Here is a 21,623-nt window from a genome sequence, read left to right as displayed (position 1 = left end):
TGGTGCTCGGTGGCTCAGGCCGGGCTCAGGGAACCAGCTTCCACTGGCCCTTGGTCATCTGCACGATGACCACGCCGCGCTGGTCGGAACCGTAGCGGTCGTCGGGCTTGAAGGTGTACACGCCGTGCGTGCCCACCAGCTCCTTGGTGCTCACGATCGCATCGCGCAGCGCCGTGCGGTACTGCGGCGTGCCCGGCTCGCCCTTGGCCCGCGAGGCCGCATCGGCCAGCAGCAGGTAGGCGTCGTAGGTGTACGACGAGAAGGCATCGGTCGGCACCGCGCCGTTGACCTTCTGGTACGCGTTGCGAAAGCCCATCGACACCTTCTTGATCGGGTTGCTGTCGGGCAGCTGGTCGGCCACCAGCACCGGGCCGCTGGGCACCTGCAGGCCTTCGATGGAGGCGCCGCCCACGCGCACGAAGTCGGCGTTGATGAGGCCGTGCGTGCCGTAGATCCTGCCCTTGTAGCCGCGCTCGGCCAGCGCCAGGTAGGGCAGCGCACCGGGCGTGCCCGAGTTGCCCGCGAACACCGCGTCGGGCCGCGCCCCGACGATCTTCAGCACCTGCCCGGCCACCGACGAATCGCTGCGCGCATAGCGCTCGTTCGCCACCACCTTGATGCCGGCGGTGTCGGCGCTCTTCACCAGCGAGTCGTAGGCCAGGTCGCCCAGCGCGTCCGAGAAGCCGATGAAGGCCACCGTCTTCACGCCCGACTTCTTCATGCGCTCGACCACGCCCGCCACCATGAGCGGGAACGGCTGCGACACCGTCACCGTCCACGCGCCTTCGGGGCCGGCGATGGTCACCGGCGTGGGCGAGATCAGCGGCGTGTTGAGCTCCCGCGCCACCGCGGCGATGGCCATGGCGCCCGGCACGCCCGAGGTGCCGATGAGCACGTCGACCTTGTCCTCGGTCACCAGCTTGCGCGCGTTGCGCCCGGCGGTGGTGGGGTCGGAGGCGTCGTCGAGCACGATCAGCTGCACCTTGCGCCCGGCGATCTCCGGGTGCTCGGCAATGGCGGCGCGAATGCCCTTCTCGTACGGAATGCCCAGCGCGGCCACCGGGCCCGACAGCGAGCTGATGAAGCCGATCTTCAGGTCGGCGGCCATGGCTTGCGCGGCAGCCAGCGCGACGGCCGTGGCGGCGAGGATGCGAGTGATCTTTTTCATGTGAGGCGGTTCAGGCAGTTCAGGCGGTTGAGACGGGGTTCGGGCGATGCGTGCGGCTCAGGGAACGAGCTTCCATTGGCCCTTTTCGAGCTTCACGACGACACGCGAACGGTCGTCCGAGCCGTAGCGGTCGGTCGGCTTGAAGTTGTAGACGCTGTGCGTGCCCACCAGCTCCTTGGTGCTCACGATGGCATCGCGCAGCGCCAGGCGGAACTGCGGCGTGCCCGGCTCGGCCTTGCTGTTGGCCAGCGCGCGCTGCGCCGAGTCGAGGTAGATCAGCCAGGCATCGAAGCTGTAGGCCGAGAAGGTGTCGGTGGGCGGCGCGCCGTTGGCCTTCTGGTAGGCCGCGCGGAAGTCCATCGAGATCTTCTTCATCGGGTTGCTGTCGGGCAGCTGCTCGGCCACCACCACCGGGCCGGTGGGCGCCAGCAGGCCTTCGACCGACGCGCCGCCGACACGGATGAAGTCGGGGTTGATCAGCGAGTGCATGCCGTAGATCTTTCCCTTGTAGCCGCGCTCGGTGAGTGCCAGGTACGGCAGCGCGCCGGGCGTGCCCGAGGCGCCGGTGATCACCGCGTCGGGCTTCAGCGCCACGATCTTCAGCACCTGTCCGGCCACCGACGAATCGCTGCGCGCGTAGCGCTCGTTCGACACCACCTTGATGCCGGCCGTGGGCGCGGACTTCATGAGCGCGTCGTACACCAGGTCGCCCCAGGCGTCGGAGTAGCCGATGTAGGCCACCGTCTTCACGCCGGCCTGCTTCATCTTCTCGACCATCGCGCCCATCATCAGCGGCGCGGGTTGCGGCAGCGTCACCATCCATGCGCCCTCTTCGCCCGCCAGGTCGGCGTTGGCGATGGAGATCAGCGGCGTCCTGGTCTCGCGCGCCACGCCGGCAATGGCCAGCGAACCCGGCGCGCCGGCCGTGCCGATGATGACGTCGACCTTGTCCTCCTCGATCAGCTTGCGCGCGTTGCGCGCGGCCGTGGACGGGTCGGACGCATCGTCGAGCTGGATCACCTGCACCTTGCGCCCCCCCACTTCGGCCTTGTAGGCAAGCGCGGCCTTCATGCCCTTGTCGTAGGGAATGCCGAGCGACGACACCGGCCCCGACATCGACGTGATGAAGCCGACCTTCAGGTCAGCGGCCCACGCGCCCGCGGCGCTCAGCGCACCGAGGCCCGCGGCGATGGCCGCGAGCGTGCGAATTCGGTTCAGGACTTTCATGGCGATGCTCCAGTGATGGTTTTGGACGAACGTGGGAAAGCAGGTATCAGGGGACAGAAATATTCAGAGGGCCAGGCTGCCGACGCTGGTGCCGCCGCACACGTAAAGCACCTGGCCGGTGACGAAGCTGTTGTCGGCGTCGGCAAAGAAACGCACGGCCCGTGCCACGTCGGCCGACTCGCCCAGGCGCTTGACGGGCACCGAGGCGGCGAGCGCGCGTTCCTTCTCGCTGCCGGCCTCGACGACGTCGTAGAACATGTCGGTGCGGATCGGTCCCGGGGCCACCACGTTCACCGTGATGCCATCGGCCGCGAGCTCCAGCGCCCAGGTGCGCGCCATGCCCAGCATGCCGGCCTTGGTGGCCGAGTAGCTGGTGCGTGTGGCCAGGCCCAGCGCGGCGCGCGACGACAGCAGCACCACGCGGCCGAAGCGCTGTGCACGCATGGCGGGCAGCGCACCTTGCACGAGCTGGATGGCACAACCCAGGTGCAGGTCGACCAGCGCGTCGAGGTCGTCGAGCTTCACGTCGGGCAGCAGCGCCGCGCGGATCACGCCGGCGTTGTGCACGATGGTGGTCGGCGCAAAGCGTTCGACCAGCTCGCGCACGGCCTCGCCGGTCGCGGCGCGGTCGCTCAGGTCGGCTTCGATGCTGTGCAATTTCGGGTGATCGATCTCGGCCTTGCGGCGCGCGAGCGACACCACCTCGTAGCCCTGCGCGAGCAGGTCTTCGCAGATGGCCTTGCCGATGCCGGCGCTACCGCCCGTGACGGCCGCGACCTTGGGTGCTGCGTTGCTCATGCCCGGCCTCCCTGTCTTGCCTGTCTTGCCCCCTCTCCCGCACGCGGGAGAGGATTGGGGTGAGGGTGCGCGCAATGTGCAGAGCCCTCATCCCCCGCCTTCTCCCGCAAGCGGGAGAAGGAGCCAAAGCCAACACGGCAGAGGGAACTCACAGCGAAGCTCCCACCAGCGCCAGCACGCGCAGCGGACTTCCGCTGCCCTTCTCGATCTTCAGCGGCGGGCAGATCAGCACCGCGCCGGCCGGTGGCAGCAGGTCGAGGTTGCTCAGGCACTGCAGGCCGTAGCGGCCCGCGCCGTGCATGTAGTAGTGGCACGGGTACGGCGGGCGAAGGTGGTAGCCCTGCCCGGCGTCGGTGCCGATGGCTTCCGAGCCGAAGCCCAGCACGTCGCGCTGCTCCACCAGGAAGCGCACGGCCTCGGTGCTCGGGCCCGGCGTGTGCTGGCCGGTCTCGTCGAAGTTCTGGTAGGCCTCGGGGTCGCTGCGCTTGGACCAGTCGGTGCGCATCAGCACCCACGCGCCCTTCGGGATGCGGCCGTGCGCCGCTTCGTAGCGCTCGATGTCGGCCACGCTCAGCAGGTAGTCGTCGTTCGATTGCACGTCGGCCGAGCAGTCGATCACGCAGGCCGGGGCCACGAAGTGCTGCACCGGAATCGTGTCGACCGAGTTGTTCGGCAGGTCACGGCCCGAGATCCAGTGGATCGGTGCGTCGAAGTGCGTGCCCGTGTGCTCGCCGCAGGAGAAGTTGTTCCAGTACCAGCCCGGGCCGCGCTCGTCGTACTTCGACACTTCCTCGATGCGAAAGGGCCAGCACTGCCCCATTTCGGGCGGCAATGCGATCTGCGGGAACTCGGGCGTGAGCGTCTGCGTGAGGTCGATCACGCGGATGCGCCCGCTGGCCATGGCCGTCACCAGGCCGCCGAGGATCTCGGCGGCGGACATGAGTTCGGTTGTCGTTGTCATCGTGTGCTTCCTTTTGCTCAGCCGCCGGCGGCCAGTTCGCGCTCGAGCACCTTCGGGTTGTCGCGCCAGCGCTCCAGCCACTCCTGCGCCACGTCGCCGGGGTACACGTCTTCCACGCCGTCGCGCAGCGCCTTCACGATGGCGTTGGCCAGCGTGGCCGGCGCGAGCTTGGGCGGCGGCGTGTGCTGGTTCCATTCGTCGTCGATGGGGCCGGGGAACACGTTGATCACGCGGATGCCCGCCGGTCGCATCTCGGCGCGCAGGCACTGGGCCAGCGAATGCGCCGCGGCCTTCGACGCGCTGAAGGTGCCGTGCGGCGGGAAGTTGCTGAGCGCGTAGATCGACAGCAGGTTGACCCACGCGGTCGCGCCCGTCTCGCCGTCGGCCGAGCGGCCCTTCAGCGCCGGGCCGAACTCCTGCGCCAGGCGCAGCAGGCCGAAGTAGTTGATGTCCATCTCGGCCTTGGCCACGTCGGTGCCGCGCCGCGCGCCGATGCCGAAGGTGCGGTGCACCTCGGCGTTGTTGATCACGATGTCGACCTTGCCGCCGATGGAGCCGGCCAGCTCCGTCACCTGGCGGCCGTTGGTGAGGTCCAGCGGCACCAGCGTGACCTGCGGCAGCGCCGCGATGTCGTCGAGCCCGTCGCCCATCTTCTTCCAGGGTTCGGCATGGCCGACCCAGACGATGTCGGCGCCGGCCTTCACCAGCGCACGCACGATGGCCTGGCCGGTCTCGGTCTTGCCGTCGGTCACCAGCGCCTTGCGGAACTTGGGGTCGCTGGTCATCTCGCGCAGCATCTTGTCGTCGGCCATATGGGCACTCCCTTCATTCGGAAAACCAATGAGAACGGCCTGGCCCGCGCGGTCGAGGCGGGCGCCGACACGCACGCGCGTGGGCGCATCGCCGACCTCGCCGTGCAGGTGGACCATGAGCGTGGGGCCGGCATCGAGGTGCACCAGCCCCAGCCGCCAGGGCAGCCGTTCGCGAAAGAACAGGTCGTTGCTGTGGTGCAGCGTGGTGCTGCCGAGCAGCGCGCCCTCGCCGCTCTGTTCGCGCCAGCGCAGCGCGGCCGAAAGGCACTTGTGGCAGACCTCGCGCGGCGGGTACTGCACCGTGCCGCAGTCGTCGCAGGTCTGCAGCTCGAAGCGGCCTTCGGCGGCGGCGGCCGTGAGGCCGAGCGCCACGCGGCCGCGCGCGCCGGGCGGCAGGTTCATCTGCCGGGTGCGCAGCACCGGGTTCTTGCGCGGGGGGCGCATCAGGGGCATGGTCATGGCGCCTCCGCCGGGCCGCCCCAAGGCAGGCGCGCGGCCCCCTCGGGGGGCAGAGCAGCCGCGAAGCGGCGAACGTGGGGGTACATCATTCCGGTCTCCCGAGGATGACGGCGCCTGTGCACAGGCAGCGGTCGTAGGTCACCATGCCGAAGCCGGCGACAAGGCCGAGCCGCGCGTCGGGCACCGTGCGTTGGCCTGCTTCGCCGGTCAGCTGGCGAATCGCCTCGACCATGCCGAGGAAGCCGCCGGCCGCACCGGCCTGCCCTGCGGACAGCTGCCCGCCGCTCGTGTTGTTCGGAAAGCTGCCGTCGAAGGTCATGGTGTTGGCCTGCACGAAGGCCGAGCCCTCGCCCTTCTCGCAGAAGCCCAGGTCCTCGAACTGCATCATCACGATGACGGGGTAGTCGTCGTAGGTCTGCACGAAGTCGAGCGCGGCGGGCCGCACGCCGGCCTGCGCGTAGAGGTCGTCGCGGTCCTTGCGCCAGCCGCCCTGCACCATCACCGGGTCTTCGGCGTAGGCGTTGTGGCGCTCGATGGCACCGCGGATCACCACGTGCGCCAGCCCCAGGTCGCGCGCGCGCTCCTCGCTCATCACCAGGAAGGCGTCGGCGCCCGCGCAGGGCATGACGCAGTCGAACAGGTGGATCGGGTCGGAGATGGGGCGCGCGGCCATGTACTCGTCGAGCGTGAGCGCCTTCTTGAACATCGCGTTCGGGTTGCCCAGCGCGTTGGTGCGCTGGTCCACGCAGATGCGGCCGAAGTCTTCGCGCTGCACACCGTAGGTGCGCATGTAGTTGGCGGTGATGAACGCGAAGATGGAGTTGGGCCCGCCGGAGCCGTAGGGGTAGCTGGCGTCGCGCGCGAAGTTGCTGAAGCTGCCGAGCGTCTGGCGGAAGGAGTCGACGTGGTTGGTGTCGGCACCCACGCAGGCCACGATGTCGGCGTCGCCCGCCTGCACCGCGCGGGCCGCACGGCGCAGGCACATCACGCCCGACGCGCCGCCGGTCGGCACATGGTCGAGCCAGCGCGGCGACAGGCCCAGGTGCTGCGTGACGCCCACGGCCGTGTCGGGCGCGAGCGAGAAGCTGCTGAGGCACAGGCCGTCGATCTGCTCCTTGGCCACGCCGCTGGCCTCGACCAGCGCCTCGAGGGCCTGGCCGATGAACCAGTGCGCGGTGCGCGTGGAATAGCGCACGTAGGGCACGGTGACGGGCACCGCGACCGCGACGCCTTCGTAGGAAAGTCGCCGCTTCGTCATGCCTGGCCTACCTGTCTTTTCTTCATCGCGCGGGTGTCGATGCAGTGGCCCTGCCCCGGCAGCGACTGCGCCATCTCGCGCAACTGGCCGCGCTGGATCTTCTGCGACGGCGTGAGCGGCAGCGCATCGACGAAGGCCACGTAGCCGGGCGCCTTGTAGTACGCCAGCTGCGCCAGCGCGTGCGCGACGATGCTGGCCGCGGTCTGCGCGGGCTGCGAGGCATCGGCGCCTTCGTGCATCACGATGCAGGCCAGCACCTCGTCGCCGCGCACCGCGTCGGGCGTGGCGGCCACGGCCGAGGCTTTCACGGCCGGGTGCTGGTTGAGCACGCTCTCGACCTCCACGGCCGAGATGTTCTCGCCGCTGCGGCGGATCACGTTCTTCTTGCGGTCGACGAAGAAGAAGTTGCCTTCGGCGTCGCGGCGCACCAGGTCGCCGGTGTGGAACCAGCCGTCGGCCCAGGCCTCGCGCGTGGCCTCGTCGTCCTTCAGGTAACCGGAGAAGAAGTAGCGCTTCGGGTCATGGTCCGACGAGCGCACCAGCAGCTCACCGGGCATGTCGGTGGCCGCGTCGTTGCCCGCTTCGTCGACCAGGCGGATCTCGACGAAATCTTCCTGCCGCCCGAAGCAGCTGGTGCCCACCAGGCGCGGCTCGCGGTTGGCCATGATGCAGGCGGCCGCGCCGGTCTCGGTCATGGCCCAGGCCTCGACCAGCGGGAAGCCGAAGCGTTCTTCGAAGGGCGCGTGGTTCTTGCGATCGACGCCGGCACCGAAGCCCCAACGGATGGCGTGGTCGCCGTCGGCCGGCGACGCGGGGGCCGACAGCAGCATGGCCGGCATCACGCCCAGGTAATGCACGATGGTCGCGCCGCTTTCCTTCGCGCTGGCCAGCCAGCTCCTGGGGTGGAAGCGGTCGAGTTGCACCAGGCAGCCGCCGGCCACCAGCACCACCATGGTGGAGAACGCCATCGCGTTCATGTGGTTGAGCGGCAACGGCGTGATGACGCGTTCCGCGTCCCGGCGGATGCTGCACACGCCGTCGAGCGCGGCGTACCACTCGCCGGCGCGCAGGAAGTAGGCGTTGCTCAGGATGCAACCCTTGGGTCGGCCCGTGGTGCCCGAGGTGTAGAGCAGCCCGCATTCGGTGTCGGCGCCGATGGGTTCGTGGGCGCGCGGTGCGGCGGTCTTCGCTGGCGGCACGGCGTCGTCGGCGCCCATGGTCTCGAAAGCCACGCCGGCCTGCGCCGCCGCGGCGAGCAGGTCGGCGGCGCGGCCCGGCAGCGTCACGGCCAGCCCGATCTCGCTGTGGCCGATCAGGTAGACCAGCTCGGCCGAGCGCATCTCGGCATTGATCGGCACCACGCTGGCGCCCAGCGCGTTCAGCGCGAGCCAATGAAAGATGAAGGCCGGCCGGTTCTCCAGCAGCAGGCCGACGCGGTGGCCGTGCCCGTAGCCGGCCTGCGCATAGGCCGCGCGCAGGCGTTCGATCTGCGCGGCAGCCTCGCCCCAGCGGATGGCGCCGGCCTCGATGCCGTAGGCGGCGGCCGTCACCGATTCGGTGAACAGGAACTCGGCCTGCGGCGTGCGCGCCGCGGTGGCCTGGAAGACGCCGTGGACGGTGGCGGGAACGGAGAGATCGTGCATCGCGTTCCTAGATGAAGAGTTGCACGGCCGGCAGGGCCGCGTCGCAGTTGAGCAGGTTGACGCGCTTGAGCGTCATGCGCAGCGCGCCGTCCTGCACCGTGAGGTGATGAAAGAAGGTGCCGACATAGAACTGCAGCTCGTCGCCCTGCGATTCGGTGTAGTGGAACGCGGTGCGCACCACGAAGCTGTGGGCCTCGGCGTCGAAATGCTCGACCACCGGCACCTGCAGCAGGTGGTGGCAGCGGCTGGCCGGTTGTTGCGAGAAGGCGCGCGGGCTCTTGAGACGCTCGATGCGCAGATCGCGCAGCAGCTTGTCCTCGTAGAGGTGCGAGGTGTGGTTGAGGCCGTCTTCCTGGTCGGGCACGAGCGGGATCCAGTAGAACGCGTCGTCGGTGAAGAGCGCGTTCCATTCCTCGTAGCGGCGCGTGTCGAGCAGGTGCGCCTCGTTCACGACGAAGTCGACCAGATCCTGCTGAGTGATCTGGCGGGAGATCTGGCGGGTGGTGTCGGTGCCGGCCATCACATCGTCTCCGTCATGCGCTGCACCCAGCTGCGGTACTGGTTGCGCATCGGCAGCTCGCTGGTGCCGCCGGTGGTGATCTCGCCGCCCTTCAGCTCCGACGCGTCGTAGTCGCGGTGCAGGCTGACCCATTCGTTGCCGCTCGCGTGCAGCCCGGCCTGCATGCCGCGGTAGGCCTGCAGGTCGTCGTGGCCCACCACCGAGAACGGCGAGTTGATCAGGCGGTTGTACATGGTGGTGCGCTGCAGCAGCTCGGGCGGCGCGCCCTTCAGGCGGAAGGTCCAGCTCTCGATCAGCGTCCTGTCGGCCGAGATCGGCGTCACCACACGGATCGCCTGGATCGCGCCCTTGATCGTCAGGTTCGGGTAGTACACGGTGTTGTGCCGCGCCATGCCCAGGATCTGCGCGGTCTTCTCCTCGCCGTAGCGCGCCTTCATGGCGTCGTCGTACGCGGGAATCGCCTTGTACTTGCTGTGGATGCTGAAGTGCACGCCCGTGAAGCTGTGGCCGTTGTCGTAGGTGCGGATGCCCATGTCCTCGAAGAACTTGTAGTCGGACATGAAGGGCACGAACTGCTCCACGGCCATGGGCTTGGGCGCGTCCTCGGGCTGGTCGGCCCACATGCGCTTGGCGGTGCCGGCGGAGGACTCGTGCGCCACCATGGGGTGCATGGTGTCGTTGAGGTTCTCGACGAACATCTTCCAGTTGCACTGGTGCATGAAGCGCAGGCAGCCGCCCGCGATCTCGAGCTCGCCTTCGGGCGAGCGGTCGGCCATGTTGTCGATGGAGCTCAGCGAATCGCCGAAGTACGCGTCGAAGTCCGGCCCCGCATCGTTGATCTTCACGAAGATGAAGCCGCGGTGGCTGCGCACGTGCTTCACCAGCGTCAGGCCCTTGCCCGACTCGCACTCCTGCAGCTGCGTGTGCTCGTAGCCCGTCTTCAGCGGAATCGCCAGCGGCGCGCCGTCGGTCTTGAAGGTCCACGCGTGGTACGGGCAGCGAAAGAACTTGCCGGTGTTGCCGCACGGCCCGTTGACCAGCCGCGAGCCCTTGTGGGCGCAGCGGTTCATCATGGCGCGCACGCTGCCGTCGGAGTGGCGCACGATGATCAGCGGGCGGCCCGCGATCTCGTTGCTGATCCAGTCGCCGGGCTTGGGCAACTGGCTCTCATGGCCGACGTAGTTCCAGGTGTTGGCGAAGAAGTGCTCCTGCTCCAGCTCGAACAGCTCCTGGCTGGTGTACAGGTCGCGGTGCACCCGGTCGTTCTGCACCAGCGCGCGGATCGCATCGGGGTTGTCTCGGTACGCGGTCATGGTCTCGTGGCTCCTGGCTTCAGATGTCGAGCACCAGGCGCGCACCCTTGGCGCGCGAGATGCAGATCTGCATGACGGTGCCCTCGGCCTTCTCGCGGGCGGTCAGCACGTAGTCGCGGTGGTCGATCTCGCCTTCGAGCACGGGCACGGCGCACACGCCGCATTCGCCGCGCTTGCAGTCGAACATCGGGTCGCAGCCGTGCCCGATCAGGCAGTCGAGCAGGCTCTGGTCGGCCGGCACGGTGAAGCGCTGGCCCGACTGCGCCAGTTCCACCTCGAAGGGCTGGTCGCCGGCCTCGGCGACGACCTCGGTGAACAGTTCGAAGTGCACGCGGTCGTGCTCCCAGCCGCGCGCCTGCGTACGCTCGAGCACGGCGTCGAGCATGACCTTGGGGCCGCACACGTAGAGGCGGTCGCCCGCCGGTACGCCGTCGAGCAGCGCATCGATGTCCAGCGGCCGGCCGGCCTCGGCGTCGGCATGCACGCGCAGGTCGTCGCCCAGCAGGTCTTGCAGCTCGGGCAGGAAGGCCATCAGGTCGCGGCTGCGGCCGGCGTAGTGCATGCGCACGGGCGCGCCCTCCGCGCGGCGGCGGGCCGCCATGGTGGCGAGCGGCGTGACGCCGATGCCGCCGGCCACCAGCACCGAGCCGCCGGGGCCAGTGTGCAGCGGAAAGTCGTTCTTCGGCGCTTCGATGGCCAGGGCATCGCCCTCTTTCAGCTGCTCGTGCATGAAGCGCGAACCGCCGCGGCCTTCGGCCTCCTTGCGCACGGCAATCACGTATTCCGTCGGCGCGTTGGTCGCGTTGCGCGCGGTCGCGAAGTTGATGAGCGAATAGTGGCGCCAGTCGGTCTTGCCGTCGGGCAACGACACCTGCACGCGGATGTGCGCGCCGGCCGCGAAGCCGGGCAGCGCGCGGGCGTCGTCGGCGCGCAGGCGCAGCATGCGGATCAGCGGATTCAGTTCGCGCGCTTCGACGACGCGCAGTGCAAGGGTGGCTGAGGGTGCGGTCATCTTCTTTGTCTCTTCAGGCCAGTGCGTGCTGCGCCAGCGCGGCCTGCAGCTTGTGGCCGTGTTCGTCGGCCAGCGCCGCGTCGCGCAGTTCGCGCAGCGTGGCCGGTGCCAGTGCGGCGCCGGCGCGCTCGAAGGCGCGCATCACGGTGTCGTAGTTGCGCAGGCCGCGCTCGTGCGTGTCGCTGTAGCCCTTCACGAGCCGCTGGCACTGCGCGAGTTCGACGGCGAGTTCTGGGTTGCGCTGCGCGGTGGCGGCGATGCGCTGCAGCCATTCCTCGATGCGGCGGTTCTCGTCGGCATAGCGCATGGTGGACAGGCGCCAGCGCTTCATGGCCGCCACGGTGCGCAGCATGAGGTAGCCCCTCAGCGAGCTGGTCTGGATCACGCGGCCGTGCTGCGTGAAGCGCTCGACGAGCTTCTTCGGCAGCGTCGAGCCCATGAGCCAGCGGCCGATGCCGCCGGGCAGCGTCTCGCAGATTTCCTGCAGGCGCGGGTGCATGTATTCGTTGATGGCCAGCACCTGGCCCGGCTGCACGCGCGCTTCGCCGCGCACGCGTTCGAAGCGGGTGGCACGGGTCTTGAGCGCGGCCACGCGCGCGGTGTCTTCGTAGGACATCCACAGCGCGAGATGGCGCGCGGTTTCGCGCAGCAGCCGGTGGTCGCCGGCCGGCAGGGCCGCGACGGCCGCCATGCGGTCGAGGTACAGGGCGGCGTAGGCCACGTCCTGGTAGTCGATGAGGCGGCGCACGCCTTCGAGCAGCAGGTCTTGCGCGGCTTCCGGAAAGCCGCGCTGCACGCGCTCGACCAGTGCGCGCACGGCCGGGTGGCGCGGCTGCGGCAATGGTGCGGTGGCCGCTGCCGGCTTGGCGGGCTCGCCGTCGTCACCGTCCTGCGCGCGATCGAAGGCCGCGCCGAAAGCCTTCAGGCTGGGCTTCACGCCGACGCCGCCGCGCTCGACGGTCGCCTCGAACTGCGCACGGCTGAAAGGCAGCACGCCCGAACCCGCCAGCGCACCGAACAGCACCGCGCTGATCACGCTGCCCGAGTCCTCGGCCGCCTGCGCCATGTCGAAGCGGATGAAGCGCTTGGCCGCCCTGGCCGTGTGCGCGAGCAGCTGGCCGCTGTCGACGCGCCCGTCACCGAGCGCGCTTTTCTCTGCAATCGAGAACACGCGGTGCGTGGAAGCGATCAGCGTGGTGCGCTCGCGCGTGACGAGGCCGCGCTGCACGGCGCGCCCGGCTTCCATGAGCTCCGATGCCAGCACCAGGTCGACGTCGCCCGGCAGCGGCATCAGCGCGAGCACCGGGCGGCCGCCGTCGGACTCGGCCTGCGCCATGGGATAGAGCTCGACGTAGTAGATGGTCGCGCCCGTGCGCTGGGCCACGCCCGGCACCGAGGTGGTCTGCGCAACGTAGCCGTTGGCCTCGCCCATGTCGACGATCCAGTCGGCCAGCACGCCGCCGCCCTCCCCGCCCATGGCGAGGATCGCGATCTTGATAGGTTGTGCGGTGCTCATCGTTTCAGAAGGCGTAGGCTTCGCGGCGGCGCGCTTCGCCGCGCTGCAGCCAGCCGATGACGGCGGCGCGCACGCGTTCGCGCAGCACGTCCCAACGGCTCGGGTTGCTGACGATCTGCGCCTTGTAGAACGACGGGCACAGCACGGCGGCATGCGAGACCTCGCCGCACACGCCACAGCCCACGCAGCTGTCGAGCACGGTGGCCACCGGGTCGGTGCGCAGCGGATCGGGGTTGGGCTTGATCGACAGCGACGGGCAGCCCGACAGGCGGATGCACGAGTGGTCGCCGGTGCAGGTGTCGGAGTCGACGCCGAACTTCTCGCGCACCATGCGCTTGCCGTCGGCCACGGCCTTGCGCACCAGCGGCTTCTCGCGGCGCTGCTTGTTGAGCATGCACTCCGACTGGGCGATCAGCACCTTCGGGCCCTTGGTCTTGGTGGTGAGCGCTTCTTTCAGCGCGTCGCGCATGCCGGCGACGTCGTAGGTGCGGCGCAAGGTCTTCACCCACTCGACGCCCACGCCGCGCACGGCGCGCTCGATCTCGTGGCCGGTGCTGCGCGTCTTGTTGACGGCCTGCGACGAGAGGATGTCCTGCCCGCCCGTGGCCGAGGTGTAGTTGTTGTCGACGACGATGGTCAGGTTGTCGCTCTTGTTGAAGACCGCGTTGGCCACGCCGCTGGTGAGGCCGTTGTGCCAGAAGCCGCCGTCGCCCATCATCGAGATCGCGCGCTTGCCGGCCGGCGCGTTGAGCGCCGCGGCGCCCGCGCCGCCCAGGCCGTAGCCCATGGTGGTGTTGCCGATGTTGAACGGCGGCAGGATGGAGAACAGGTGGCAGCCGATGTCGGCGCTCACGTGGTGCGCGCCGAGTTCGCGCTCGACCAGCTTCATTGCGCTGAAGATCGGGCGCTCGGGGCAGCCGGTGCAAAAGCCCGGCGGACGGGCGTGCACCACTTCGCCCAACGCGGTGGACGGCAGCGCAGGCTCGGGCGCTGCGTCGACGCCGACCGCGGCGACTTCCATCAACGGGATCACCTTGCGCACGGGGGCGGGCACGGGCAGCGGCGCGAGCCGGTCATAGCGCTCGCAGAAGCTGCGCGCACCCTTCAGCAGTTCGGCCGCGGTGTATTCGCCGGCCACGGGCAGCATGTCCTTGCCGTGCAGCGCGGTGGTCGAACCGGCCTGGCGCAGGATGGTCGCGAGGTTCTGCTCGACGAAGTTGGGCTGGCCCTCTTCGACCACCATCACCGCGCGCTTGCCTTCGCAGAAGCGGATCACCTCGCTCTCGATGACCGGGTAGGCCACGTTCATCACGTACAGCGGCACCTGCGTGTTGCCGTACACGTCGGCCAGGCCCAGGCGTTCGAGCGCACGCAGCAGCGTGTTGTAGCTGCCGCCCTGCACGATGATGCCGATGTCGTCCGCGTCCTGCGAGAAGAACTCGTTGAGCTTGCGCTCCTCGATGAATCGCACGGCGGCGGGCCAGCGGTCTTTCACCTTCTCCTGCTCGTGCACGAAGCTCGCGGGCGGCAGCACGATGCGGCCGACGTCGCGCTGCGGGTTCTCGAGCGCGTCCTTCAGCGTGAACTTGGCGCGCTTGTTGTCGCCCGCGATGAAGTGGCCGTGCACGTGGCATGCACGGATGCGCAACTGGAGCATCACGGGCGTGTGGCTGGCTTCCGAGAGATCGAAGCCCTGCTTCACCGCATCGACGATGCTCGGCAGGTTGGGACGCGGATCGAGCAGCCACATCTGCGACTTCATGGCGAACGCGTGGCTGCGCTCCTGCATGATCGACGAGCCCTCGCCGTAGTCTTCGCCCACGATGATGAGCGCACCGCCGGTGACGCCGCCCGAGGCCAGGTTGGCCAGCGCGTCCGACGCGACGTTGGTGCCCACGGTGGCCTTGAAGGTGACGGCACCGCGCAGCGGGTAATTGACCGATGCCGCAAGAGTGGCTGCAGCAGTGGCTTCGCTGGCACTGTTCTCGAAACGGATACCCTGCTCGGCGAGGATGTCCTGCGCATCGGCCAGCACATCCATCAGGTGCGAGATGGGCGCGCCCTGGTAGCCGGCCACGTAGGAAACCCCGGATTCGAGGAGGGCCTTGGTCACGGCCAGAATGCCTTCACCACGAAAGACATCTCCGCCAGAAAGCCGCAGCTTCTTGACTTCTTCGACGAACGAACGCTCAGCCATGTGGGTCCTTGTTGTCTATCGTGGAACGATGCGCTTCAACTGCCACATCATGCTTTCTATAATGTTGACAAATGAATGTATCCACAATCATGAATTACCCTAGACATGCAAACAGCGTGCCCGCCACATGCACCGGGTGCGTTCATGGCTGAGCCTTCGACGCCCGAGTCGCCTGCGCATCGCTTCGTCGACGACTACCTGCCGGCGCTGCTGGCGCAGGCCAGCCAGCTGATCTCCTCGGAGTTCCACGAGGTGGCGCGCCAGCAAGGGTTCTCCATCTCGGAGTGGCGTGTGATGGCCTCTCTTGCAGGCAGCGAGGCCGTCAGCATCGGCCAGCTCGCGCAGGTGACGGTGACCAAGCAACCCACGGTGACGCGGCTGCTGGACCGCATGGAAGCACGCGGACAGGTCGAGCGGCTGCCCCATGAAAGTGATCGCCGCATCACGCTGGTGCGCATCACGCGCAAGGGGCTGAAGGCGGTCGAGCACCTGATGGAACTGGCGCGCGATCACGAACGGCGCGTGCTGGAGCCCTTCGGGCTGCGGCGCGCCGAAGAGCTCAAGCAGACGCTGCGGCAGATGATCGACCTGCACGTGCATGTGCCGGTCGAGGAGCCGGGGGAAGACTGAGGCCTCGAGGCCTCGAGGCCTTGCGGCCTTGCCGCGCCCTCACTGCTGCTTCACGGCTCCTTCGCCGCTCAGCTGTCGGGCACGAGGACGGCGCGGCCGCGGTGGCCGCGTTGCGCGATCCAGTCGAGCGCGCGGGCCGCATCGCCGAGTGCGAAAGTCTCGACGTTCAAACGCAGACGGCCATCGGACAGCCTTGCAAGCAATTCGGGCGCGGCAGCACGGCCCGCCGATTCACGTCGAAACATGTTGAGCGGCAGAAGCGCCACATCGCGTTGCAGGAAGTGTGCAATGTCGAGTTGCAGCGTCGGGCCGGCGGTGTAGCCGATCAACACCGCGCGCCCACTAGGGCGCACCGCAGGAAGCACCTTCGCAAGCACGTCCCCGCCGACCGTATCGATCAGCAGGTCGGCGCTGCCGATGGGCGGTGCTTCCGCATTCGGATCCACCGCCGTCACTGCGCAGCCCAGGTTGCCCGCCAACTGCATCACGAGCGAGCCGACGGCGCCGCTCGCACCGGTCACGAGCACGTGTTCACCGGCCTGCAGCTTGGCGACGTCGTGCAGCGCAACCCACGCCGACGTGCACGGAGAAAAGAACGCTGCGCCCAGCGCCATCGGCACACCGTCGGGCAAGAGGCCCAGCGCTTCGTCGGGCGCATCGACCCGTTCGCACCAGGTGCCGTCGAAGAGCGTGCCGAGCCCGCTGCCGCGCAGCCACACGCGCTGCCCGATGCCGTAGCGCTCGCTCGCAATGACGACACCCGCGGCCTCCACGCCCGGCGTATAGGGCAACGGCGGATGGCGCAGGAAGCTGCCGCGCCACACCGTGCGGTCGATGTGCCCGACGGTTGCGGCTTCCATCCGCACGATGGTGCGGCCCGGTCGCGCGACCGGGTCGGCGACCTCTTCCAGCACGGGCACCGCATCGAAGCCGTGGATGCGCACGGCCTTCATGGCAGCGTCGCCAGGAAGTCGAGCACCGTGCGCGAGAAGGCCTCGGGCATCTGGTCGGGCAACGGCACCATGCCGCCGTCGATGTCGGCGATGCGCGCATGCGGCAAGTGATGCTGCAGCTCCGCCGCGTGCGGCGCCGCGAACGGATCGAGGGTGGCGCGAACGATCAGCGTGGGCTGCGCGAGGCGGCCGATGCGGTCTTCCATGCGGTACGACGCAACGGCGCGATGGCCCTCTTCGACATGCGCGACCTTCAACGCATCGCGCACGAAAGCCTCGAGCAGGTCGGGACGTCCCTTCGGATAGAAGCCCTGGCGCTTCTGCCACAGCGCAGCCAGATGGGAACCGTCTTCGCTGGGCGCGACCTCGTCGATGGGCGGGCGTTGCGCACGCGCGCGTCGGAACGGTTTGTCGGTGAAGGGGGTCGAGGACAGCACCAGGCCGCGGATGCGATCGGGAAACGCCGCGGCAAGCTCCACCGCCACGACACCGCCCGTGTGATGCCCCACCACGTCGACCTGCCCGATGTTCAGCGCGTCGAGCAGTTCGCACGCCACGCGCGCCCATTGCTCGATGCTCGCGGGCACGCCGCCGTCCGCGGAATCGCCGAAGCCGGCCGTGTCCATCGCAATGGCGCGGCGGTGCGCGCCGATCAGCGGCAGCACCGCGCGGTACTCGGCCCAGCTGCGCGGCGACTGGTGCAGCAGCAGCACGGCAGGCGCGTGCGCGTCGCCGCATTCCGCGTAGTGCACCTGCCCCACAGACAGGTCTGCAAAGGCGCGCCGGATGCTCATGGCAAGGTCTCGCCGGCGGGCGCGCGCCACAGGCCCGCGTGCCGCAGTTCGCCGAGCGTGCGGGAAAGCACGTCGCGCCGGTAGGCTGCGATGTCGCGGCCTTCGTAGTCGTAGAAACCGCTGCCGCTCTTCAGGCCGAGCCGCCCTTGCTCGACCATGCGAGCGACGATGGCGGGCGCGGTGTAGCGGCCGGCGTCGAGCGAGGCAGACATCTCTCGGCTGGCGTGGTGCAGGATGTCGCAGCCGCCGAAGTCGATGAACTCGACCACGCCCAGCGCGGCGAAGCGCAGGCCGAGGCCGTAGCGCGTGGCCTTGTCGATTTCTTCGGCGGTGGCAGCGCCTTCTTCGATCATGCGTGCGGCTTCGTTCATCACCAGCGCCTGCAGGCGCGGCACGATGTAGCCGGGCGAGGCGCCGCAGACCACGGGCAGCTTGCCGATGTCTTCCATCAGCGCCTTGGTGCGCGCGAGCACGGCGGCGTCGGTGCCGGGGTGGCAGCTGAGTTCCACCACCGGGATCACGTAGGCCGGGTTGAGCCAGTGCATGTTGAGGAAGCGCTCCGGCAGCCGCACGAGTGCGGCCAGCTGCGTCACGAGGATGCTGCTGGTGGTCGAGGTGAGGATGGCGTCGTCGCGGCAATGGCGGTTGAGATGCTCGAACGCCTCGCGCTTGGCCTCCATGGTTTCGGGCACGCCTTCGAACACGAGTTCGGCGGCGGCCAGGGCCTGCGGCGCGGCCGCGGCATCGACGAACTCGACGCGCGCGGCGATGCGCGCGACCTGCGAGGCGTCGATCACGCCGAGTTGCGCGAGGCCCGAGAGGCTGGCCTCGATCTCGGCCTTGGCCTCGTCGCGCAGGCGCTGCCATGCGTCGTCGCTGCGCGGGCGCAGGTCGATCAGCGAGATCCGGCGCCCGGCATAGGCGAACGCGATGGCGATGCCACGCCCCATGCGGCCCGCGCCGACGGCCGCGAAGCGCGGCAGCGCAGCGTCATTCGCCATCGTGCAGCCTCTGCTTGAACTGGGCGGCGCTCAGGTCGGCCAGGCCCAGGCTTTCGAACGTGCGAGGTCCGCGGCGCAGGTCGCGGCCCAGGAAGCCGCCGACGATGGCCAGCAGGCCGTGCGCGATGGGCGCGTCCACGCCCGCATGGCGCGCGGCCGAGGCCAGGAAGGCCAGGCCGAGCTCGGTGTCCTCGGTGATGTAGCGGTGCGTGTGCAGGTCGATGTTCTCGCGCCAGTCGCCCGACTTCACGAGCTGCTTGTGCGCGTCGCCGTACATCCACTGGTCGTTGTTGTAGTGGTCGGCCAGCGGATAGTGCGGCGCGCCCTGCCCGAAGGCTTCGCGCACGGCCATGCGTTCCTGGTCGAGCCGGTCGGTCACGTCGCGCACGGCGCGCTGCGTGCCTTCGTTGTGGATGTCCCAGCGCTCGAAGTGTTGCAGCGGCGCGGCGTTCATCACCATCAGCGGCGGGTGGATGACGGGGCCGGCATTCATCAACGCGCCCGAAAGCGCATCGCCGCAGCCGTGCACGGCCGGATAGGCCTTGCGGATCACCTCGATGGCCTGCGCCTCCTTGCGCGCCGGGTACACGCCGGTGGGCAGGCGGATGGCGCGGATGGTGACGTTCACCTCGCGCTCGCCGTGCTTGCGCGCCAGGTAGGGCAAGGTGCCGGTCTCGGCCCAGGCGACGTCGGCGCGGCTGCCTGCCTCTTTCACCGTTCTTGCCATCACGTAGCTGCCGAAGGTGCCCGGCGGCAGGAACACGACCTGGCCGTCGGCGAGGTGCGGCGCCATCGCGAGCGCGATGTCGTGCTGGGCGATGGCGGGCGTGGGGATGACGATCAGCTCGGCGCCCTTCAGGGCGGCGCCGATGTCGGCGGTAGCCAGCGCGAGGGGGACTTCGCGGGCACCGGCGGCGTCTTTCAGCGTGATCGCGCCGGCGCGGACGACGGGCTCCAGCGCGGCGGCGTCGCGGCGCCACAGGCGCACCTCGTGGCCGGTTTCAGACAGGTCGGCGGCGGCCGCGTAGGCGCCATGACCACCCCCAAGAATCGCAATTTTCATGTCGAAAGTCGAAAAGCAGGTGTCGATTAACCGGCGGCCGCAGGACGGACCCGGGGAAGCAATGCGCTATTACATTACTTTTCATCGATTCAGGTGTCAACCAAAATCGGTCGATACGCTGCTGCTCGGAAACCCGAAATGAAAAAGCCCGCGTTCGTGAGAAGCGCGGGCTTTCGAGGGGCGAGGCGGCTGTCAGGCCGCTGGCCGGGGATCAGCGGCTGGGCTTGAACGAACGCTTTTGCGCGTCGCGGGGCACGAACACCTTGCCCGGGCCGCCATGGCCTGCGCCATTGCCGCGGGGCGCGAAGCCTTCACGCGGTGCGAAACCTTCGCGGGGAGCGAAGCCTTCACGCGGAGCGAAGTCACGGCCACCGCCGTTGCCGCCGCCGCGCGGGGCGTTGTCGCCCCAGCCCGGCTTGCGACCGTAGCCGCCGCCGTTGCCGCCTTCGTCACGGCCGCCGCCGAAGCCGGCGTTGTGACCGCCGCCATGGCCGTGGCCCTGGCCGCCGAAGCCACCGCCGCGCGGTGCCGGGGGACGCGAACCGCGGTCGTTGAAGCCACTGGCGCCTGCGTAGTTGTTGTTGCCGCCGCCGAAGCCGCCGGCATTGCCGCCGCGATGACCGCCGCCGCCGCCGCCGAACTTGCGGTCACGCGAATGGTTGTCGCCGCGGCCGCCGCGGAACTCGCCTTGCGGCGGGCGCGATTGCGGCATGCGCTGTTGCGGCTCCATGCCCGGCACCACTTCCGCCTGGAATTGCTGGCGGCTGTAATGCTCGATGTCCATGATCTTGCGGCGATCGCGGAACTCGGCAAACGTGACGGCGATGCCGTCGCGGCCGGCACGGCCGGTGCGGCCGATGCGGTGGGTGTAGTCCTCGGCCTTCATCGGCAGGCCGAAGTTGAAAACGTGGGTGATGGTCGGCACGTCGATGCCGCGGGCGGCAACGTCGGTGGCCACCAGGATCTGCACCTGGCCCTGGCGCAGCGCCATCAGGCGGCGGTTGCGCAGGCCCTGGCTCAGGGCGCCGTGCAGCGCCACGGCGCTGAAGCCGTCTTGCTGCAGGTCGTTGGCGAGGCCGTCGCACTCGACTTGCGTGCTCGCGAACACGATGGCCTGGTTGATGGTGGTGTCACGCAGCCAGTGGTCCAGCAGCTTGCGCTTGTGCTGGCTGTTGTCGGCCCAGAACAGCACCTGCTTGATGTTGGCGTGCTTTTCTTGCGGGCTGTCGATGGTCACGCGCTGCGGCTCGCGCATCACGCGCTGGGCCAGCTGCTGGATGCGCGGCGCGAAGGTGGCGCTGAACATCATCGTCTGCTGGCGCTCGATGGTGAGCTGGTTGACTTCGGCCAGGTCGTCCGAGAAGCCCAGGTCGAGCATGCGGTCGGCTTCGTCGACGACCAGGAACTTGACCTGGTCGAGCTTGAGCTGTTGCGAGCGTTGCAGGTCGAGCAGGCGGCCGGGCGTGGCGACCACGAGGTCGGCGTTCTGCAGCTTGGCGATCTGCAGCTGGTAAGGCATGCCGCCCACCACGTTGGCGATGCGCAGGCCGCGGCAATGGCGAACCAGTTCGATGGCGTCGTGCGCAACCTGCTGCGCGAGTTCGCGCGTCGGGCACAGGATCAGGGCGCCGGGGGTGGCGGCCTTGAAGTGGCGCGCGTTGGTCGGGTCCTTGCGCTTGGGCTTCTTCGGCACAGCTTCGCCGCGGGCAGCGGCTTCGGCGGCCAGGCGCTGGAACTCGGCCTTGGCTTCGGCTTCGGCTTCGGCCTGGCGCTTCAGCAGCGTGTGCAGCACGGGCAGCAGGAAGGCTGCGGTCTTGCCCGAACCGGTCTGGCTGGAGACCATCAGGTCGACAAAACGGGCCTTGCCGTCCTGGCCGGCTTCGCCGCCCATGGCGAGCGGGATCACCTTGTCTTGCACGGTGGTCGGCTGGGTGAAGCCCAGGTCGGCCACGGCGGCGATCAGCTCGGGTGCGAGGCCCAGTTGGATGAAGCCGTTGGGCTTGGCGGGTTCTTCAGCGGCTGCCACTTCGGGAGCGGCTGCATCCAGCGCCTCGAGGATGGGCGCTTCGGACACGGTGTCCGAAACAGCGGTGAATTCGTTATGGGTAGCGGATTGCACAGGCGCGAACTCGCCCTGCGCTTCAAAAGCGTCGGTCATGAATATCAATCTCAAACGCGAGCGCTGCCGTAGGCAGGCGCCCCGTTGGTGGTTAAAAACATCAACCATCCAACGACATTTCAGCTTCCGGCTGACGCCTGAGGCTGCGGCCCTTTTTGATCAGCGAATGCGATCGGGCG

Annotated in this window: 18 protein-coding genes; 1 reads left to right on the top strand and 17 read right to left on the bottom strand. The window is 68.9% G+C overall.

From position 1 onward, the window contains the following. Window positions 1-25: 25 nt before the first annotated feature. The 12 genes from BM004_RS04930 to BM004_RS04875 form a co-directional block, all read right to left on the bottom strand. Window positions 26-1,168 carry an ABC transporter substrate-binding protein gene (locus tag BM004_RS04930; protein WP_093124363.1) on the bottom strand — a complete coding sequence of 381 codons (1,143 nt, stop codon included), beginning with the start codon at window positions 1,166-1,168 and terminating at the stop codon, window positions 26-28. A gap of 57 nt (window positions 1,169-1,225) precedes the next feature. Next, window positions 1,226-2,395, bottom strand: coding sequence for an ABC transporter substrate-binding protein (locus tag BM004_RS04925; protein WP_093211592.1), 1,170 nt, complete (start codon window positions 2,393-2,395; stop codon window positions 1,226-1,228). Between the two features lie 63 nt (window positions 2,396-2,458). Further along, entirely contained in the window at window positions 2,459-3,193 is a 735-nt protein-coding gene (locus BM004_RS04920) for an SDR family NAD(P)-dependent oxidoreductase (protein ID WP_093211590.1), read from the bottom strand. A gap of 148 nt (window positions 3,194-3,341) precedes the next feature. Further along, window positions 3,342-4,154 (bottom strand): cyclase family protein, encoded by an 813-nt coding sequence (locus BM004_RS04915; protein WP_093124355.1) that lies wholly within the window; start codon window positions 4,152-4,154, stop codon window positions 3,342-3,344. A gap of 17 nt (window positions 4,155-4,171) precedes the next feature. Then, window positions 4,172-5,425, bottom strand: a complete 1,254-nt coding sequence (locus BM004_RS04910) for an SDR family NAD(P)-dependent oxidoreductase (protein ID WP_093124353.1) — start codon at window positions 5,423-5,425, stop codon at window positions 4,172-4,174. Between the two features lie 85 nt (window positions 5,426-5,510). Beyond that, a complete protein-coding gene (locus BM004_RS04905; RefSeq protein ID WP_093124350.1) occupies window positions 5,511-6,683 on the bottom strand; it encodes a thiolase family protein in 1,173 nt (390 codons plus the stop codon). Beyond that, complete coding sequence (locus BM004_RS04900) at window positions 6,680-8,326, bottom strand: AMP-binding protein (protein ID WP_093211588.1); 1,647 nt, start codon at window positions 8,324-8,326, stop codon at window positions 6,680-6,682. Before BM004_RS04900 ends, BM004_RS04905 begins: the two co-directional genes overlap by 4 nt. A gap of 7 nt (window positions 8,327-8,333) precedes the next feature. Next, a complete protein-coding gene (locus BM004_RS04895) occupies window positions 8,334-8,846 on the bottom strand; it encodes an aromatic-ring-hydroxylating dioxygenase subunit beta (RefSeq protein ID WP_093211586.1) in 513 nt (170 codons plus the stop codon). Next, window positions 8,846-10,159, bottom strand: coding sequence for an aromatic ring-hydroxylating dioxygenase subunit alpha (locus BM004_RS04890; protein WP_093211584.1), 1,314 nt, complete (start codon window positions 10,157-10,159; stop codon window positions 8,846-8,848). Before BM004_RS04890 ends, BM004_RS04895 begins: the two co-directional genes overlap by 1 nt. Before the next feature lie 19 nt (window positions 10,160-10,178). Further along, window positions 10,179-11,171 carry a PDR/VanB family oxidoreductase gene (locus BM004_RS04885; protein ID WP_093211582.1) on the bottom strand — a complete coding sequence of 331 codons (993 nt, stop codon included), beginning with the start codon at window positions 11,169-11,171 and terminating at the stop codon, window positions 10,179-10,181. 13 nt (window positions 11,172-11,184) lie between these two features. Continuing rightward, window positions 11,185-12,687 carry an indolepyruvate oxidoreductase subunit beta family protein gene (locus BM004_RS04880; protein ID WP_093211580.1) on the bottom strand — a complete coding sequence of 501 codons (1,503 nt, stop codon included), beginning with the start codon at window positions 12,685-12,687 and terminating at the stop codon, window positions 11,185-11,187. Window positions 12,688-12,691: 4 nt separating this feature from the next. Further along, window positions 12,692-14,884: a thiamine pyrophosphate-dependent enzyme gene (locus BM004_RS04875; RefSeq protein WP_093211578.1), complete on the bottom strand. Its 2,193-nt coding sequence runs from the start codon at window positions 14,882-14,884 to the stop codon at window positions 12,692-12,694. A 144-nt stretch (window positions 14,885-15,028) separates the two neighbouring features. Between BM004_RS04875 and BM004_RS04870 the strand changes: the two genes are divergently transcribed. Further along, window positions 15,029-15,514 (top strand): MarR family winged helix-turn-helix transcriptional regulator, encoded by a 486-nt coding sequence (locus BM004_RS04870; RefSeq protein ID WP_093124331.1) that lies wholly within the window; start codon window positions 15,029-15,031, stop codon window positions 15,512-15,514. Between the two features lie 68 nt (window positions 15,515-15,582). Here BM004_RS04870 and BM004_RS04865 read toward each other — a convergent pair whose 3' ends face one another. The 5 genes from BM004_RS04865 to BM004_RS04845 form a co-directional block, all read right to left on the bottom strand. Further along, window positions 15,583-16,467 (bottom strand): quinone oxidoreductase family protein, encoded by an 885-nt coding sequence (locus BM004_RS04865; RefSeq protein WP_093211576.1) that lies wholly within the window; start codon window positions 16,465-16,467, stop codon window positions 15,583-15,585. Further along, on the bottom strand, window positions 16,464-17,261 hold the full coding sequence (locus BM004_RS04860; RefSeq protein WP_093212027.1) for an alpha/beta fold hydrolase: 798 nt from the start codon (window positions 17,259-17,261) through the stop codon (window positions 16,464-16,466). Before BM004_RS04860 ends, BM004_RS04865 begins: the two co-directional genes overlap by 4 nt. Beyond that, window positions 17,258-18,262, bottom strand: a complete 1,005-nt coding sequence (locus tag BM004_RS04855) for a 3-hydroxybutyryl-CoA dehydrogenase (RefSeq protein ID WP_093211574.1) — start codon at window positions 18,260-18,262, stop codon at window positions 17,258-17,260. The genes BM004_RS04860 and BM004_RS04855 overlap by 4 nt, the downstream gene beginning before the upstream one ends. After that, on the bottom strand, window positions 18,252-19,325 hold the full coding sequence (locus BM004_RS04850) for an NAD/NADP-dependent octopine/nopaline dehydrogenase family protein (protein WP_093211572.1): 1,074 nt from the start codon (window positions 19,323-19,325) through the stop codon (window positions 18,252-18,254). Before BM004_RS04850 ends, BM004_RS04855 begins: the two co-directional genes overlap by 11 nt. Before the next feature lie 211 nt (window positions 19,326-19,536). Further along, complete coding sequence (locus BM004_RS04845; protein WP_093211570.1) at window positions 19,537-21,483, bottom strand: DEAD/DEAH box helicase; 1,947 nt, start codon at window positions 21,481-21,483, stop codon at window positions 19,537-19,539. Between the last annotated feature and the right edge of the window lie 140 nt (window positions 21,484-21,623).

Source organism: Variovorax sp. OK212, from assembly GCF_900112425.1.
Classification (GTDB): domain Bacteria; phylum Pseudomonadota; class Gammaproteobacteria; order Burkholderiales; family Burkholderiaceae_C; genus Variovorax.
This window is presented reverse-complemented; position numbering and strand designations above follow the sequence as displayed.